Origin of the sequence: Pedobacter zeaxanthinifaciens (assembly GCF_003313335.1) — a bacterium.
In the GTDB taxonomy this organism is placed as follows: domain Bacteria; phylum Bacteroidota; class Bacteroidia; order Sphingobacteriales; family Sphingobacteriaceae; genus Pedobacter; species Pedobacter zeaxanthinifaciens.
This window is the reverse complement of record NZ_QMHP01000001.1, coordinates 556608-572878: the sequence shown is the minus strand read 5'-3', so window position 1 is coordinate 572878 and position 16271 is coordinate 556608. Positions and strand designations below refer to the sequence as shown.

Below are 16271 nucleotides of genomic sequence, written 5' to 3'. Positions count from 1 at the left end.
GTCAGGTATCAGTGGTCAGGTTAATTGGCTAAAAAAATATTAAAACTTTTTATTCATTCCTGTTGCTGTCCTTAGTAGTTTTCTTCGTTCCGTTTCTCTTGCATTCTATCCTTATGTCCTAATCCCTATTAACTGATTCCTGAAAACTGATCCCTGATTCCTAAGATATTACTTTTAATGTTTTCTGAACAAATCTGGCTTTTTCAATTGCTTTTTCTCTGTTCTGATCAATAATGGTTAAGTGCCCCATTTTGCGGAACGGCTTAGTATATTTTTTGCCATAAAGGTGAACATAAACGCCTTCTACCGATAGTATTTTCTCCAAACCATCATATTTAGCTACGCCGTCATGGCCTTTTTCACCAAGCACGTTTACCATAATTGCGTTGGAAATAGAACGCGTATCGCCTAAAGGCAAATTCAAAATAGCTCTTAAATGCTGACCAAACTGTGAGGTATAATTTCCCTCAATAGTTTGGTGGCCGCTGTTATGCGGACGAGGAGCTAGTTCATTTACCAAAATATCTCCGCTTGGTGTTACAAACATTTCTACTGCTAAAATTCCAGTAATATTTAAAGCCGCTGCAATATCTCTAGCAATTTTTTCGGCACGCTCTTGTATACTGTCCGGATAGGTAGATGGTGAAATTAGAAACTCAACTAAATTTGCTTCTGGATTAAATTCCATCTCCACCATTGGAAACGTTTTAACATCGCCGTTGGCGTTTCTAGCCACAATTACAGCAATTTCCTTTTCGAAATTTACCCATTCTTCAATAAGCGTAGGTGCGTCAAAAGCTTCATGAACATCGCTTGAATCAGTAATTTTCATTACACCTTTTCCGTCGTAGCCATCTCTTCGTAATTTCAAAATGTAGGGGAAAGGAAATTTTTCGCTGGTCAAATCTTCTTTTGAATTAACTAGCATAAATGGCGAAGTAGGAATGTCGTTTTCTTTAAAGAATTGTTTTTGTATGCCTTTATCTTGTATCAGCCTAATTACTCGTGGTTGCGGGTAAACTAGTTTTCCTTCTTTCTCCAACTGTTCTAATGCCTCCACATTTACCTTTTCAATTTCGATGGTAATTACATCAGCCTTTTTACCAAAATTATAAACCGTATCGTAATCGGTGATGGAGCCATTTTCAAAATAGTTAGCGATGCTTTTACATGGTGCATCGGCATCAGGATCAAGTACCAAAGTTGTAATGTTGAGGTTAACTGCTTCCTGAATCAACATTCTGCCTAACTGTCCGCCACCTAAAATACCTAATTTGATTTCGCTAACTTGTTTTGCCATTATTGTTTTTTATTTGCACAAAAATAGGAAAAATAGGGGATTTTTGGTTCTTTAGATTTACTAATTACAATTTTATTTAAGAAAACCTCAAGTATTTTAGCAATATTTTTCAGTGTGATTTGTGTGAGATAGGTTAAAAAAACAAGAGGTAATAATCGCTTTGCATTTTTTACTTTTGCCTTTAAAGTTTATACTTGTTAGATGGATTATGATGCGATAATTATTGGTGCTGGCGCTTGCGGTTTGATGTGTGCAGTGCAAGCTGGTTTTTTAGGTAAGCGGGTAGTATTGCTTGAAAAAAATGATAAGCCAGGTGCCAAAATATTGATTTCCGGTGGTGGCCGTTGTAACTACACTAATTTAGGTGCAACTGATGAGCAATTTATTTCCAGTAATCCACATTTTATAAAATCTGCTTTTAAACAATGGACAGTAGCCGATAGCATCAATTTTTTTGAAACCTACGGTATTTACGGAGCCGAAAAAACACTTGGACAGCTGTTTCCAGATGGCAAAAATGCCAAGGATGTGGTAAATGTATTTACATCGCTTTGCGAGGAAATGGATCAACAAATTATTTGTGGTGCAGAAGTCTTATCAGTAGAAAAAGGAGCTATTTATGAAGTGATTTATCGTGCCAACGGGAAGCAAAAAACGTTACAAGCACCTAAGCTTGTGATAGCAACGGGTGGCCTGCCAATTCCTAAAATGGGCGCCACTGATTTTGCGCTTAAATTTGCAAAGCAACATGGTTTAAATATTGTCGCCACCGCACCTGCCTTGGTTCCTTTAACTATTACCGGCAAAGATGAAGCTTGGTTTGCACAGTTGTCTGGCAACAGCGTGTTTTGCAGAGTTACAAATGATAAAGCGAGTTTTGAAGAGAATATTTTGTTTACCCATTGGGGATTAAGTGGTCCTGCTATTTTGCAGATTTCAAGCTATTGGCTTAGGGGCGAAAATATTGAGATAGATCTACTACCTAATGCAAACATTCAAGAAGTATTAGTAACTGAAAGACAGCGAAATGGAGGTGTTCAGTTATCTACTTTGTTAAATAGATTCTATACCAAGAAATTTACGGAGGCTTTAGGTAAATTTTTGCCATTAACAAAGCTTATTGCTGATTTAAGCAAGGCTGAAATGGAAAGTTTAACGCAAACAATTCACCATTTTGTTGTTAAGCCAGCAGGCGATAAAGGCTATGATAAAGCAGAAGTTATGCGTGGTGGTATTGATACCAATGAACTTTCATCAAAGACTTTGGAGAGCAAGAAGCTACCCGGTTGTTATTTTGGCGGGGAGTGTGTAGATGTAACGGGTTGGCTAGGCGGCTACAACTTCCAGTGGGCATGGGCCAGCGGTTTTGTGATAGCGCAACATATTTAATTGCGCCTTGCCATGTTGAGGTTACGAGACATCTAGTGAATGTTAGTAGATTCTTCGCTTCGCTCTGAATGACAAGGTGCTCTGAATGACAAGGGCGCTCTGAATGAAAGGACACTGTAAATTACAAGGCTTCTCTGGATAGCAAGTCGTTTCGAATGATAGCGGTATTTAGTACTTGCTATCAGATTTATTTTAAGGCACCTTGTCATGTCGAGGTTACGAGACATCTATTGAATGTTAATAGATTCTTCGCTTTGCTCCGAATGACAAGGCGCTCTGAATGACAAGGTGTGGAATGACAATGCAATCAAAAATAATTTATACAACAGTCCTGTCTAATCGCAGTTTGGTACCGTAAACGTCCACGTTTCTGCCATTTTGTACGGCAGCGAAAATGCAACTCCCTTATCCATCTCAAACCATAATTTAGGTCTAATTTTCTCTCTGCTAATCGTTTCATTCATGGTCATGCTGTCATAAATGCGACCATTAATCATCACATATTTAATCTTTTCTGAATTTCTGATGTCTTCAAGCGGATTATCTTCCAATACAATTAAATCAGCAAGCTTTCCAGTTTCTAACGAACCCAATTCCTTGCCCATTCCTAAATATTCGGCACCGTTCAGCGTTGCACATTTAATTGCTTTTAACGGATCCATGCCGCCTTGTACCAACATCCAAAGTTCCCAATGAGCGCCTAATCCCTGTATTTGACCATGTGCTCCCAAATTCACTTTGGTACCGCCGTCAGCAATTTGTTTGGTAGTTCTTGCCACTTCAATGTGGCCATAATCGCCATATTCAGATGTGGTTCTTCTTCTTGCTCTTGAATCAATAATTGCCCGAGGAGTAAAGTTCAACAATCTTTCATTTTCCCAAACATTAGTTCGATCGTACCAGTAATTTTCGCCCCATTGGCCGCCATAAGCCACAATTAAAGTAGGAGTGTAGGCAGCATTGGTGTTGTTCCAGAAATTGATTACGTCTTTGTAGGCAGGTGCAATTGGAATGCTGTGCTCAATACCCGTGTGCCCGTCAGCAATCATGCTCATGTTATGGAAAAACGTAGATCCACCTTCAGGAACTACCTCCATTTTTAGCTGTCTCGCCGCTTCTAAAATTTGCTGGCGCTGATCTCTGCGGGGTTGATTGTATGATTTTACCGAAAAAGCACCCACTGCTTTTAAACGTCGTAAGTGCGAAAGCGCATCATCCAAACTATTGATAGTCACTTTAAAATCACCATCAGCACCGTACAAAATAGATCCTGTAGAATACAGACGAGGTCCAATCATGCGGCCGGCTTTTAGCATTTCGCTTTGGCTAAAAACCATTTCGGTATTACTCGAAGGATCATGGGAAGTAGTAACACCAAAACTGAGGTTAGCTAAATACGACCAATCTTGTTGTGGACTTATACCATCAGGACTGGTGCGTAAATGTGCGTGTACATCAACCATTCCCGGCATAATGGTTTTGCCAGTAACGTCAATTACTTTAATATCCGCCGGAATTGCAACATCACTTGCTTTGCCAATGGCTTTTATTTTATTGTTTTCAATTAAAATAGTGCCTTCTTCAATTACTTGATCGCCTTTCATAGTGATGATTCTAGCACCTTTTAAAGCTACCAAACCAGTTGGGGCATCAGCTTTAAGTTTCAATCCTAGCGATATTCCTGTGGTATCAGGCTCGGGCAAAACTTGCGGCGCACCTTCCACAAAGGCAAAGGTGTTTTTGATTTCTCGGTTATAGTATTTTTCACCTAAAGTCCACAGGAGTTTTTTGCTATCAGCACTCCAATGTAAGTAAGTACCAGCATCTTTAGTAACCCGAGCTAATGGAATTGCTTTATTGCCTGCGGATAAATCCAAAGCAGTGCCAGCGGTAACCATTGGCGTAATGTAAGCGTTAAATAACTCGGTAAATGCCATCCATTTCCCATCCGGACTAGGGCAAAACTGTGTTGCATATTGCGAGGTGTAATGCAGCCGCTCACCGTTACCATTTAAATCAACACTTTTAAATGCCTTTTTACCGCTATCATAACTTTGGTAAAAAATGCGGCTATCATCACTATTAAACTGAGGTTTAATGCCGTTATCCAACACTAATGTTTTAGCTCCGCCATTAGCTGAAACTACAAAAATGCCCGTGTTTTTTCCATAAGTCAAGCCTAATACTTCGTTTCCAACTCCTTTTCTAAATACAATTTTATCTCCTTTATGCGAGTAACTTGGCGAATAGTAATAGCCTTTTTCATCAGTTAAAGTAATGGTTTTACCAGTTTTTAAATCGGTGCGTTTTACGGCTCCCTTAAATTCATCGCTCCACGTAGTGTAAACCACAAATTTACCGTCTGGACTAAAATCAGGTTCAAATTCAAAGTCCATGCCGTTAGTTAAGCGCTCTGGCACGCCGTTGGGTAGGTCTTTTTTGTAAAGAAACCCAGCCGCGTTAAATACCACTGTTTTGCCATCCGGCGATGTAGTCAATTGCCTAATCATTTTTGCAGTAAACTCTGGCTGGTACACTTGCTGATCAAAATGTAGCGCTTCCTGCACCGTTTGGTTGCTAGTCACTTCAAAAGGAATATCGCTTACGTAAAGGTTGTTCAGTTCAATCTGTTTGATTTTTCCTTTTGCATAAAACACGATTTTTTTCGCATCTGGTGTCCAAGCAAAGTTGGGATAAACCCCAAAGATCGCCCAAGTTTCCTGCTGGTCTTTAGAAAGGTCATCATATAACTGGTACTCTTCACCTGTTTTTAAGTTTTGAACAAATAATCCCGATTTTAGGCGAACTCGTTTTACATAGGCAATATATTTTCCATCTGGAGAAACCTGTGGACGTACTGCACCGCCTTGTTCGGCTATTAAATTGGTAAGCTTGCCTGTATTCAAATCTAACTGACGGATTGCGTAAATTAAGCCATTTGGATCTTTGCTGTATTGGAAAGTTGGTCCCGGCGATACGTCTTCGCTAAAATAAAGAAACTTGCCATCAGGCGATACATTAGGTTCCCCGGCATCTTGCTGATCATTTTTACGTTTGGTTAGCTGAACGCCATCACCCCCGTAAATGCTGTACATCCACATTTCGCCTGCTCCCAATGAACGTGAAGCTGTGAAGTGTTTCCTAGCAATGATATAATCGCTATTTGGCATCCAAGTGGCATTGTTAAGCAATCTGAAAGTTTCCTTAGTAATTTGCTTTTTATTTTCCCCTTGTCTATCCATGATCCAAATGTTATCGGCGCCGCTTCTATCACTTGTAAAAGAGATGTACTTGCCATTGGGACTAAACCTAGGCTGTACTTCATAAGCAATGCCACCACTTAATAATTTGGCAGTTCCACCGGTAATTGGCATTACGTAAATATCACCCAGCATGTCAAACACAATTTCTTTTCCATCAGGACTCACATCCAGATTCATCCAAGTTCCTTCATTAGTGTTAATGCTGAAACTTTTTGTAGTTCCTTTGTATTTTTCTATATCCCATTTTGGAGATTCTTTTTTCTCCTGAGCATTAACAGAATTTAAGGTAAACAACAGTGCTGAGGCAAATAGGTACTTCTTCATTCTCATTTTATCTTAACATCTAAAGGTTGCAATTTAGGTATTTATTGCCACAGATGCACGGATGTCTTTTTTTTAAAATGATGCGATTGACATCTAATGGTTGCAGTTTAAGTATTTGTTGCCACAGATGCACAGATGTCTTTTGAAAAAATAATCCGGTCCACATCAACGTGTTTACAAACATTCTAATGTTATTAAGTTTGATTAGAAATACATCTGTGCATCTGTGGCCAAAGAGCTTTGAAAAAAATAATGCGATTGACATCTAACGGCTGCAGTTTAAGTGTTTGTTGCCACAGATGCACGGATGTCGTTTGAAAAATAATCCGGTTGACATCTAGTGACTACAAACGTGCTAATGTTATCAAGTTTGATTAGAAATACATCTGTGCATCTGTGGCTAAAAAGTCTTTTGAAAAATAATCCGGTCCACATCAACGTGTTTATAAACATTCTAATGCTATTAAGTTTCATTAGAAATACATCTGTGCATCTGTGGCTAAAAAGCTTTTTGAAAAGCCGCTACCGTTTCATAGTTTTGGACTTGGCATATGACAACTGCAACTGAGGTTTTAAAGAAATATTGGGGTTTTGATGTATTTCGTCCGTTGCAGGAAGAAATTGTACATTCCGTAATAAGCGGATACGATACTTTGGCGCTTTTACCTACTGGCGGGGGAAAATCGATCTGCTTTCAAGTACCAGCAATGATGATGGACGGTATTTGCATCGTGGTATCGCCATTGGTAGCTTTAATGAAAGATCAAGTTGAAAACCTCAAGGCTAAAGGTATTGAAGCTGTGGCCATCTATGCTGGAATGGGTAAGAGGGAAATCGATATTTTGCTTGATAATTGCATTTACGGAAAAATTAAATTCCTTTACCTATCACCTGAAAGACTGCTTTCTGATTTGGTTCGTGTTCGAATTTCCTACATGAACGTCAATTTAATAGCCATTGATGAAGCGCATTGTATTTCGCAATGGGGTTATGATTTCCGACCGCCTTATCTGAAGGTAAAAGAGCTTAGGGAGATTCATCCTAATGTTCCCGTTTTAGCTTTAACAGCTACCGCTACTCCAGAAGTTAGGACAGATATCATCGATAAGTTAGCACTTAAAGAGCCGCAAATTTTCGTCAAAAGTTTTTCAAGGAAGAATTTAAGTTATGTAGTTTACCATCTGGATGATAAGCATAAAAAGCTGATTGATATCTGTAAAAATGTAAAAGGTTGTGGTTTAGTTTACGTTCGTAATAGGCGAGAAACTGCTGATATTGCACATTTTTTGCAGCGTAACCATATTTCAGCGGATTTTTACCATGCGGGTTTGGATAAAGATGTACGTTTCCAAAAGCAGGAAGATTGGAAGCAGGATAAAACCAGAATAATGGTAGCCACCAATGCGTTTGGGATGGGAATTGATAAGCCCAATGTGCGTTTTGTGGTACATTTAGATTTACCGGAAAGTTTGGAGGCGTACTATCAGGAAGCGGGTAGGGCCGGAAGGGACGAAAAAAGAGCATTTGCTGTACTGCTAACAAACAAAGCCGATAGGATGAACCTAGAAGCCAAATACACCGACAGTTTTCCATCTGTTGAGGAAATTAAAAAGGTATACCATCACCTAGGAAATTATTACCAGCTAGCGTACGGAGCTGCCGAAGGGCTAACCTTTGAATTTGACTTGGCCGACTTTTGTAAGAGGTTCAGCATTGGCGTGATTAAAACGATGGCTGCGCTTAAATTTTTGGAAAGAGACGGCTACATTACATTAACTGACAGCGTATTTATCCCTTCACGACTGATGTTTACCATAAGCCACGAAGAGGTATATCGTTTTCAGATTGAGAACGCTGCTTTTGATCCTTTGATAAAAACCATACAACGATCTTACGGTGGCGCTTTTGATGGATATGTGAAAATCAAAGAGAGTGATTTATCAAACAGGTTGAAGATTTCTTATTTAGATGTGATTGCTTATTTGAAGAAACTGCAAGAGTATCAAATCATTTCTTATTTGCAGCAAACAGATCAGCCTCAACTGCAATTTGTTAGGCCACGTATGGACATGCTGCACTTAGATATCGATGCTAAATTCATCAATTTGCGCAAAGAGATACAACGAAGTCAAATAGAAGGAGTGCTTGCTTATGCCGCCAATAATATTTGTAGAAGTGTACAGCTGTTAACCTATTTTGGCGAAACCAAAGCTGAAAAATGTGGTGTTTGTGATGTGTGCCTAGCCGAACGCAAAGCTGAAGACAAAGCCAGCTACTACGATAAAATGGAATTTGAAATATGTACTTTGCTACAGGGTAATCATTTAGATTTGGATGAACTAGTGACGCAAGTTGCCACAGGTACAGATAATGATAAAATTGAGCTGATAAGAGAATTACTCGATGCTGGTAAAATAAAAACTGATGGAAGGAAGTATTATTTGTAGGGGTGTTAGCGCTGAATTGACCTAGAAATTGAAGTGCTATTTTTACTATATTTGTGTTGACGATTTAAGCTAGTGAAAAATGAAATACGTAATGTCCTTTCAGGAAAGAGCGAAGTTAGCTTCGGAAAAGTTATCCAAGCAATATCCAATTACCTTGGAAAAAGCAAGAGCGCAGGCGAAGCGGTTAAAGGATCAAAGTCATTCCGACAAAAAGAAACAGAGAATTTAGTTTCTTTCATTAACGAAAATCGTCTTTGGTTAAATCAAATTGACTTTTCTCAATATGTGAGCGAGGGTGCCGAACAAAAGGTGTATTTAAAAGATAGCCAGCACGTCATTAAGCTCAACGATGCTATTTATTATACTTCTTGGATAGATTATTTCCATAATCTGCTGCTGCATAATTACTTCTTTCCAGATACTGCTTACAATTTATTAGGTTTTACAAAGGACGAGAAAGAAATTTTATACGCTGTTGTGCAACAGAATTTTGTAGCCATCACGAATATCACTGATTTGAAAAAAGTTAAAGAATTTCTTGAACAAAATGGCTTCTCTAATTCACGTAATAACGACTATATCAATAAAGAACTGGGAATAATTTTAGAGGATTTACATGATGAAAATGTGCTTACAAACAACGAAATCTTATTTTTTATCGATACTGTTTTCTATTTAACTGAAGAATTTTGGAAAGATTAAATTCTTCAATTTTTATATCTTAGTTTTTGCAAACAAAATAATTTATGAACGACCACTTTTCAAGTGTAAAAACAGAAGCTAACTTTAATTCAGTTGGAATTAAAAACGACAAAAAAACAATTCGCTCGTGGGCGTTTTTCGATTGGGCCAATTCGGCCTATAATTTGGTAATCACCTCCACTATATTCCCTGCTTATTATACGGCAATTACGGGCGATAAGGATGACAATACCATTGACTACGTTTATTTTTTCGGTTATAAAATTGTTAACTCCGCATTATACAGTTACGCTATGGCCTTTGCTTTTTTAGTTATAGCGCTGTTATCACCTATTTTGTCCTCAGTAGCCGATACCCGAGGTAACAAAAAAATCTTTATGAAAATGTTTACCTACATTGGCGCCACTGCCTGTAGTGCGCTTTTTTTCTTTGAGATTAATGCTGATAAAGGTGTGGATACACTGAATTTTAGTGTGATTATGTTTGTAATTGCTGCTATAGGTTTTTGGGGTAGCTTGGTATTTTATAACTCTTACCTGCCCGAAATTGCCACAGTTGAAGAGCAGGATAAGGTAAGTGCGAAGGGCTTCACCTATGGATATGTGGGCAGTATCATTCTTCAATTGATCTGTTTTGTATTTGTATTTGAGCCGAAATTGTTTGGAATAGTTGATGCCTCCATTCCAGCTCGTTTGTCTTTCCTTCTGGTTGGTATTTGGTGGATTGGTTTTGCCCAAATACCTTTCAAAAATCTGCCAAAAGGGAGTCCTAATTTTAAAACAGAACATAAAAACCTTATGAGTAGCGGTTTTCAAGAGCTTAATAAGGTATGGAAGCAGGTAAAGCAAATGAAGTATCTGAAAAGATTTTTATTCGCTTTTTTCTTTTATTCAATGGGCGTACAAACTGTGATGTTAGTAGCCACAATTTTCGGTGAGAAGATACTGCATCTGCCTACAGAAAAACTAATTGCAACCATTCTTATTTTACAGTTGGTAGCCATTCCCGGCGCTATGTTAATGTCTTATCTATCTTCACGTAAATTTGGTAACGTTAATGTACTTATTGGCGTAGTAACCATTTGGATCGGTTGTTGTATTGCCGCTTATTTCATTCATACCGAATTTCAGTTTTACGCTTTAGCGGCAGTTATCGGATTAATTATGGGCGGAATCCAATCTTTGTCACGTTCTACCTATTCTAAATTTTTACCACAATCAAGCCCCGACCATACATCATTTTTTAGCTTTTACGATGTAACTGAAAAGGTTGCATTAGTTTTTGGGATGTTCAGCTTTGGTTATATTGAAGTACTTAGTGGTAGCATGCGTAATTCAGTAATAGCTTTAGCACTGTTTTTTGTTTTTGGTTTACTATTTTTGCTGCTTTTAAAACGAGTTCAGCCGTCGTCTGTTGTAGTTGATGAGCGTGCTTAAAGCTATAAAGATATCTGATGAAAGTTGAATTATTTATTCCCTGTTTTGTAGATCAATTATACCCTGAAACTGCTTTTAATACCATAAAGGTGCTAGAAAAAGCTGGTTGCGAAATTGTTTACAATCCTAAACAAACCTGTTGTGGCCAGCCCGCATACAATGCAGGTTACTGGGAACAAGCAAAGGAAATAGGTACTAAATTTTTAACTGATTTTTCAGATACCCAATACATTGTTGCACCATCTGCCTCTTGTGTAGGTATGGTCAAAAACGGTTATAATGATTTGTTTACCAACACCATAGTTCATAACAAGTGCCGTAGCCTCCAGGCAAATATCTTTGAACTGTCTGATTTTCTTATCAACGTGCTAAAAAAGGATTATTTTGGAGCTGAGTTAGAAGGAAAAGCAGTTTATCATGATTCTTGTAGTGGTTTAAGAGAATGCAAAATCAAGGAAGAGCCACGGCAGTTGCTTTCAAGGGTAATAGGTTTAGAGATGCTAGAAATGAAGGATACTGACATGTGCTGCGGTTTTGGCGGTACGTTTGCGGTAAAGTTTGATGCAATATCCTCGGCAATGGCAGAGCAAAAAATAAACAACGCATTAGAGATGGATGCCGATTACATCATATCTACTGATCTTTCTTGCCTGATGCACTTAGATGGCTACATTCAAAAAAATAATCTTTCCATAAAAACCATGCACCTAGCCGATGTGCTTGCCAATGGATGGCTCGAAAGTACAGAGTACTAAGCCATCATGATATTGTAAAACTCTAGTTATAAACGAAATAAATTAACCTTTTTTAACACTAGATAGCGCCGCTTTGATTTAGATTTGCGTTGCTTATTACTTTAAAGAAAATGAAAAAAACATTTGTTGCTTTTTTAAGTGCAATGGCATTAACGGTTAGCGTTCAAGCGCAAAAAAAATCGGGTGCTATTCAATATCAAACCTCTATAGATCCTGTGGCTATGGCCGAAGCTAGTGGTTTTCCAATTAGTGAAGAAATGAAGGCTAGAATGCCTAAATCTATCAAAGCCAATTACGAGTTGCTATACAATGCTACAAATGCAAGCTTTATGCCTGTGGTAGAAACCGAAGACAGTAACAGTGGTGGTGGACAGCAAGGTATGGGGCGTATGATGATGCGTTTTGGCGGTATTGGTGGAGGAAATAAAGAGTACTATTATACTTTTGCCGATCAAAAAGTTGTTGAAGTATTTGACTTAATGGATACCACTTACGTAATGCCAACTAAATTAGCGGTAAATGTAGTGAACCCTAACATCGGTAGGCCAAACAATGGCGGAAATCAAAATCAAAGCACTAGTGCAGTACAGTTTTTAAACGTTCCACCTACTATCGAAGTAATTAAGTCAGACGAAACTAAAAAAATCGTAAATCTAAATTGCAATAAAGTAACTATCAAAACTATCCGTAAAGCCACTGTTTTAGGTATGGAAAAAGATATTACTGATGAAACTGTTTTATGGTACACTAACGATTTAGGCTTTAGTTTTTCTCCTGATCCGAACTTATGGACAGAGGGTGCGGTGTTAGCTATTGAGAAAAAAGGAGGTGGTATGTTAGCTACTAGCATCGAGTACCGAGGTGTAAGTGCTAAAGATGTATCGGCACCTAAGAAAGCAATTGCTATTACGCCCGAGCAATATCAAGCTAAACAAGCGGCAATGATGGCCAGATTTAGAAATAATGGTAACCGCCAAGGTGGCGCAATGAGAGTGAATTAATTTTCCATTTTATATTTTCTGAAATGTCCTGATCGTTTGGTTGGGACATTTTTTTTGCCAAAACTTTCTTAAACACTTATTTTAACATAAATTTTTTAAAAGATGATTAAACGGAAAGTTGTGGTGTTAACCGGTGCTGGAATAAGTGCAGAAAGTGGTTTAAAAACATTTAGGGATGCTGATGGCTTATGGGAGGGGTATGATGTAATGGAGGTGGCTACACCTGAGGCTTGGCTTCGTAACCCCAAACTAGTACAACGCTTTTATAACGAGCGTAGAAAACAGGTTTTAGCGGCCACACCTAATGCGGCTCATTTTGCATTGGCGGCTTTGCAGGAGGAATTTGATGTGGAAATTATCACTCAAAATATCGATGATTTACATGAACGAGCTGGTTCAAAAAAGGTCACACATTTGCATGGTGTTATTACTTATGCACAATCTAGCAAAAATGCCAGCTTGATTTATCCAATAGAAGGTGATGAAATTAAAATGACTGATGTTTGTGAACTAGGATCACCTTTAAGACCTCATGTTGTTTGGTTTGGTGAAGCTGTGCCAATGATTGAAATTGCAGCTAAAATTTGCGCTAAGGCTGATTTTTTTGTGCTAATTGGTACTTCTTTAGCAGTTTACCCTGCTGCTGGTTTGGTACATTATGTACGTAGCAAAACACCAAAATTCATCATCGATCCTAAAATTCCAGAAATTGGGGGGGTGAGTAATGTTACAAAAATTTCCAAGAGTGCTACGGAAGGAGTAAGAGATTTATTGAATTATCTGAAATTTTGAATTTCAAGAAAATAGTCGTATATTGGTGTGACAAAATTCTATGTTATGAAATCCATCAAATACGGTTATCCAGAAAATCGGCAAATGCTGGTTGCAGCTGAACCAGAAGCACTCTATGCTACTACTCCTAAATTACAAACCTATCAAATCAAAAATTTTATTTATTTAAATGATTTACTGCCATTTAGCCAATCTGAGTGGGCTGATATTCTGCATATTAGTGATAGGACGTTACAACGTTACCTAAAGGACAACAAGCCTTTTGAAGGCTTGCATGCTGAACATTTGTACCAACTTGAAAATATGGCTAGTTTGGCTAAACAGGTTATTGGAAAACCTGATGTAGTGAAAAATTGGCTAATGCAGAAAAAAGAAATATTAGGTGCAATTTTAGATTTCGCTTCGTTACGTTCTTTTTGGGGGGTAAAACTAATTAGCAATGAGTTGGGTCGCATAGCTCATGGGGTTTATATATGATTTTATATCGCCTTGCCAATAAAGATTACATAGAAGATAGGGAGGGGATAGGTGCAAAGTTATTTGGCGGTCGTTGGAACGAAATTAATTATCCCTGTTTATATGCTAGCGCAACGCTATCTTTAGCCTTATTGGAGAAATTTGTTCATGCTCAATTTAAGGAGCACATGCGTAATTTGGCCGTGTTGGAAATTGAAATAGTGGATAAGAATGATATTTTTCATGTAGATGAATCAAGGCTACAAAAGGATTGGACTTCAGATACGCAATACACACAATGGATTGGAAAACAATTGCTTGAAGATATAACAGTTGTTGCGTTCTCAGTTCCATCTGTCATTGTTCCATCAGAAAGAAACTACGTTATCAATACACAAGCAGTTGCTTTTAACGCAGTAAAGTTCAAAAAGATTTCAGATTTTTTTACCGATAATAGGTTAATGAATTCGTTATTTTGATGAACCGTTAAACAAACGACTTAAATTTGGCTTGATACCTACCGTAAGTGGCATGGTAGTGAAATTTCTGTTTTGTATTTTACTAAAGCCGTTCATGTAACTTACTTCTGTAAATAAGGATAAACCTCCCAAGTTGTATTCTACACCTGTACCCAATTCTATCATTGGCATACCATGTGCTTTATTAGAGGAAGTTACTTGCAATGAGGTCGCATTAACCTCCACTTTTGGAGTAAGTATAAAGCCACCACCTGCACCAGCGTAACCATAAAACCCAAATTTTCCTGTTATTTTTCTGTAACCTAAAGCTACATTTAAAAGGTAAGTAGTTGCTCTTCCGTTTTGTGCTGTGTAAGTTAACCCGTCATCGGGTGTAATGCCATTGTAAGCAAATGCATGTAAGCTAAATTTTGGGTACAAAAATAAGCCTTTGTTTCCCAAACCTAAATTCACGCCTAGTGTAGTTGATATTTTTGGACTGAAAAAATCAGCGGTCTCACCAACTGGTACAGAAGTGCCAATTCCACTTACGGTATAAAGTTTATCTGGTCGGGTTTGTGCTTTAACTGAAACGGACACGAAAGCTATTAGAAGTACTGCTAGAGTTGTTTTACGCATGATCTATTTTACGCTAAAACAACAGCCTGCTTGTTTTGTTTGCGGTAGTTCAAAACAACCGCAAATGTTTACTTTTCCGATGGGTTCTTTTTATTATCCAAAAGTTTAGCAATCATTTTATCCATTCTGTCGGCTTTGGTTTTTTCCTGTTTAGCGGTAATGATCCACAACACATATTCTTTTTTGTGAGAGTAGGCTAGTTTTTCGTAATATGCAAAAGCTTTAGGGTATTGCATCAAATGCGCTTTTAAATCATCAGGTAAAGTCACAATCTTATTGGCTACATCAATGTATTTACCGTAAATATTATGTTCTAATTCGGCATTGCCAACGCCAGATTTTTTTTGCGCTCCCGCCGGTTTAATACGTATGGCAGTCCATACCTTATCAATAGCCGCCGAAGCGCAGGGACTGAGCTCGTATTTTTTAAGTTCATCCCAGGATTGCATCAAGTTTAAGTCAGCGGCAATTGCCGTTTTTGCTTTCGGGTATAAAATCCAAGCTATTGTTTGTTGTTTAATGTAAGGTTGAATTTCGTTTAACGCATTAAGCATATCTAGCTTTGTAATTGCAAAAACCAAATATGCGTCATTTTCTGGCTGTATAGCATAGCTGAAATGAACCGATTGAGGAACCTCTCCAAATATTACTGCTGCATTTTCCGGTGCATTTAGTACACTTACCCTAAAGCCAGTTTTAATTTGTAGCTTTTTTAAAAGTTGATTTTCCATAGTAGATACATTGAATGGTTTATCCTATAATTTCATTTTAGCAAAAAAATCCCAAAGTACTATTCCAGCTGAAATTACAATGTTAAATGAGTGTTTAGTGCCAAATTGAGGTATTTCTATGCACTTGTCTATCTGTTCCATTGCCTCATCGCTAACACCGTTTACTTCATTTCCAAAAATCAAAACGTACTTCTCTTTTAAATTTGGCTCGTTCTTGTTCAGCATTATACTATTTTGCGCCTGTTCAATAGCAATAATTTGGTAACCTAATTCTTTATAAGCTGCTATGGCCGTTAGGGTATCGTCAAAATGCTCCCAAGCTACAGATTGCGTTGCTCCCAAAGCTGTTTTTTCAATTTCTCGGTGGGGCGGTTGCGCAGTTATGCCACAGAGCACCACTTTTTCAACGGCAAACCCATCAGCAGTTCTGAAAACCGATCCTACATTGTGCATACTACGAACATTATCCAACATAATAACCACTGGAAGTTTTTCTTGTGCCTTAAATCCTTCTATATCTACTCTATTAAGTTCGTCTAGCTTTAATTTTTTCATTTTATAATATCTCTATAAATACT

General features: G+C 37.9%; 14 protein-coding genes. 9 read left to right on the top strand and 5 right to left on the bottom strand.

Annotated features, from left to right (window positions below):
* Positions 1-160 precede the first annotated feature (160 nt).
* Complete coding sequence (locus DUT68_RS02455) at positions 161-1300, bottom strand: 5-(carboxyamino)imidazole ribonucleotide synthase (protein ID WP_113635387.1); 1140 nt, start codon at positions 1298-1300, stop codon at positions 161-163.
* Between the two features lie 201 nt (positions 1301-1501).
* Here DUT68_RS02455 and DUT68_RS02450 point away from each other — a divergent pair, with 201 nt between their 5' ends.
* The gene (locus DUT68_RS02450; protein WP_113635385.1) at positions 1502-2689 is read left to right on the top strand and encodes a BaiN/RdsA family NAD(P)/FAD-dependent oxidoreductase; all 1188 of its coding nucleotides are present in this window, start codon (positions 1502-1504) and stop codon (positions 2687-2689) included.
* A 335-nt stretch (positions 2690-3024) separates the two neighbouring features.
* Here DUT68_RS02450 and DUT68_RS02445 read toward each other — a convergent pair whose 3' ends face one another.
* Positions 3025-6276, bottom strand: a complete 3252-nt coding sequence (locus DUT68_RS02445) for an amidohydrolase family protein (RefSeq protein ID WP_113635383.1) — start codon at positions 6274-6276, stop codon at positions 3025-3027.
* A gap of 551 nt (positions 6277-6827) precedes the next feature.
* Here DUT68_RS02445 and DUT68_RS02440 point away from each other — a divergent pair.
* The 8 genes from DUT68_RS02440 to DUT68_RS02405 all read left to right on the top strand — a co-directional run bounded on the left by DUT68_RS02440 (position 6828) and on the right by DUT68_RS02405 (position 14344).
* Positions 6828-8723: a RecQ family ATP-dependent DNA helicase gene (locus DUT68_RS02440; RefSeq protein WP_113635381.1), complete on the top strand. Its 1896-nt coding sequence runs from the start codon at positions 6828-6830 to the stop codon at positions 8721-8723.
* A 72-nt stretch (positions 8724-8795) separates the two neighbouring features.
* Complete coding sequence (locus DUT68_RS02435; protein WP_113635380.1) at positions 8796-9425, top strand: putative polyvalent protein kinase domain-containing protein; 630 nt, start codon at positions 8796-8798, stop codon at positions 9423-9425.
* A 44-nt stretch (positions 9426-9469) separates the two neighbouring features.
* The gene (locus DUT68_RS02430) at positions 9470-10861 is read left to right on the top strand and encodes an MFS transporter (RefSeq protein WP_113635378.1); all 1392 of its coding nucleotides are present in this window, start codon (positions 9470-9472) and stop codon (positions 10859-10861) included.
* Positions 10862-10878: 17 nt separating this feature from the next.
* Entirely contained in the window at positions 10879-11616 is a 738-nt protein-coding gene (locus DUT68_RS02425) for a (Fe-S)-binding protein (protein WP_113635376.1), read from the top strand.
* A 110-nt stretch (positions 11617-11726) separates the two neighbouring features.
* A complete protein-coding gene (locus DUT68_RS02420; RefSeq protein ID WP_113635374.1) occupies positions 11727-12617 on the top strand; it encodes a hypothetical protein in 891 nt (296 codons plus the stop codon).
* A gap of 102 nt (positions 12618-12719) precedes the next feature.
* Entirely contained in the window at positions 12720-13409 is a 690-nt protein-coding gene (locus tag DUT68_RS02415; RefSeq protein WP_113635372.1) for an SIR2 family NAD-dependent protein deacylase, read from the top strand.
* Positions 13410-13454: 45 nt separating this feature from the next.
* The gene (locus tag DUT68_RS02410) at positions 13455-13886 is read left to right on the top strand and encodes a hypothetical protein (RefSeq protein ID WP_113635370.1); all 432 of its coding nucleotides are present in this window, start codon (positions 13455-13457) and stop codon (positions 13884-13886) included.
* Complete coding sequence (locus DUT68_RS02405) at positions 13883-14344, top strand: RES family NAD+ phosphorylase (protein ID WP_113635369.1); 462 nt, start codon at positions 13883-13885, stop codon at positions 14342-14344. Before DUT68_RS02410 ends, DUT68_RS02405 begins: the two co-directional genes overlap by 4 nt.
* Here DUT68_RS02405 and DUT68_RS02400 read toward each other — a convergent pair.
* The 3 genes from DUT68_RS02400 to DUT68_RS02390 all read right to left on the bottom strand — a co-directional run bounded on the left by DUT68_RS02400 (position 14336) and on the right by DUT68_RS02390 (position 16248).
* Complete coding sequence (locus tag DUT68_RS02400) at positions 14336-14962, bottom strand: hypothetical protein (protein WP_113635367.1); 627 nt, start codon at positions 14960-14962, stop codon at positions 14336-14338. The two genes, DUT68_RS02405 and DUT68_RS02400, sit on opposite strands and share 9 nt — an antisense overlap.
* Positions 14963-15030: 68 nt before the next feature.
* A complete protein-coding gene (locus tag DUT68_RS02395; protein WP_113635365.1) occupies positions 15031-15693 on the bottom strand; it encodes a YdeI/OmpD-associated family protein in 663 nt (220 codons plus the stop codon).
* A gap of 24 nt (positions 15694-15717) precedes the next feature.
* Positions 15718-16248, bottom strand: a complete 531-nt coding sequence (locus DUT68_RS02390) for an RNA methyltransferase (protein WP_113635363.1) — start codon at positions 16246-16248, stop codon at positions 15718-15720.
* Between the last annotated feature and the right edge of the window lie 23 nt (positions 16249-16271).

Excerpts from the sequence above, each read along its gene's own strand:
- DUT68_RS02455 (WP_113635387.1), bottom strand. The coding sequence starts at position 1,300 with ATGGCAAAACAAGTTAGCGAAATCAAATTAGGTATTTTAGGTGGCGGA.
- DUT68_RS02450 (WP_113635385.1), top strand. The coding sequence starts at position 1,502 with ATGGATTATGATGCGATAATTATTGGTGCTGGCGCTTGCGGTTTGATG.
- DUT68_RS02445 (WP_113635383.1), bottom strand. The coding sequence starts at position 6,276 with ATGAAGAAGTACCTATTTGCCTCAGCACTGTTGTTTACCTTAAATTCT.
- DUT68_RS02440 (WP_113635381.1), top strand. The coding sequence starts at position 6,828 with ATGACAACTGCAACTGAGGTTTTAAAGAAATATTGGGGTTTTGATGTA.
- DUT68_RS02430 (WP_113635378.1), top strand. The coding sequence starts at position 9,470 with ATGAACGACCACTTTTCAAGTGTAAAAACAGAAGCTAACTTTAATTCA.
- DUT68_RS02425 (WP_113635376.1), top strand. The coding sequence starts at position 10,879 with ATGAAAGTTGAATTATTTATTCCCTGTTTTGTAGATCAATTATACCCT.
- DUT68_RS02420 (WP_113635374.1), top strand. The coding sequence starts at position 11,727 with ATGAAAAAAACATTTGTTGCTTTTTTAAGTGCAATGGCATTAACGGTT.
- DUT68_RS02415 (WP_113635372.1), top strand. The coding sequence starts at position 12,720 with ATGATTAAACGGAAAGTTGTGGTGTTAACCGGTGCTGGAATAAGTGCA.
- DUT68_RS02410 (WP_113635370.1), top strand. The coding sequence starts at position 13,455 with ATGAAATCCATCAAATACGGTTATCCAGAAAATCGGCAAATGCTGGTT.
- DUT68_RS02405 (WP_113635369.1), top strand. The coding sequence starts at position 13,883 with ATGATTTTATATCGCCTTGCCAATAAAGATTACATAGAAGATAGGGAG.
- DUT68_RS02400 (WP_113635367.1), bottom strand. The coding sequence starts at position 14,962 with ATGCGTAAAACAACTCTAGCAGTACTTCTAATAGCTTTCGTGTCCGTT.
- DUT68_RS02395 (WP_113635365.1), bottom strand. The coding sequence starts at position 15,693 with ATGGAAAATCAACTTTTAAAAAAGCTACAAATTAAAACTGGCTTTAGG.
- DUT68_RS02390 (WP_113635363.1), bottom strand. The coding sequence starts at position 16,248 with ATGAAAAAATTAAAGCTAGACGAACTTAATAGAGTAGATATAGAAGGA.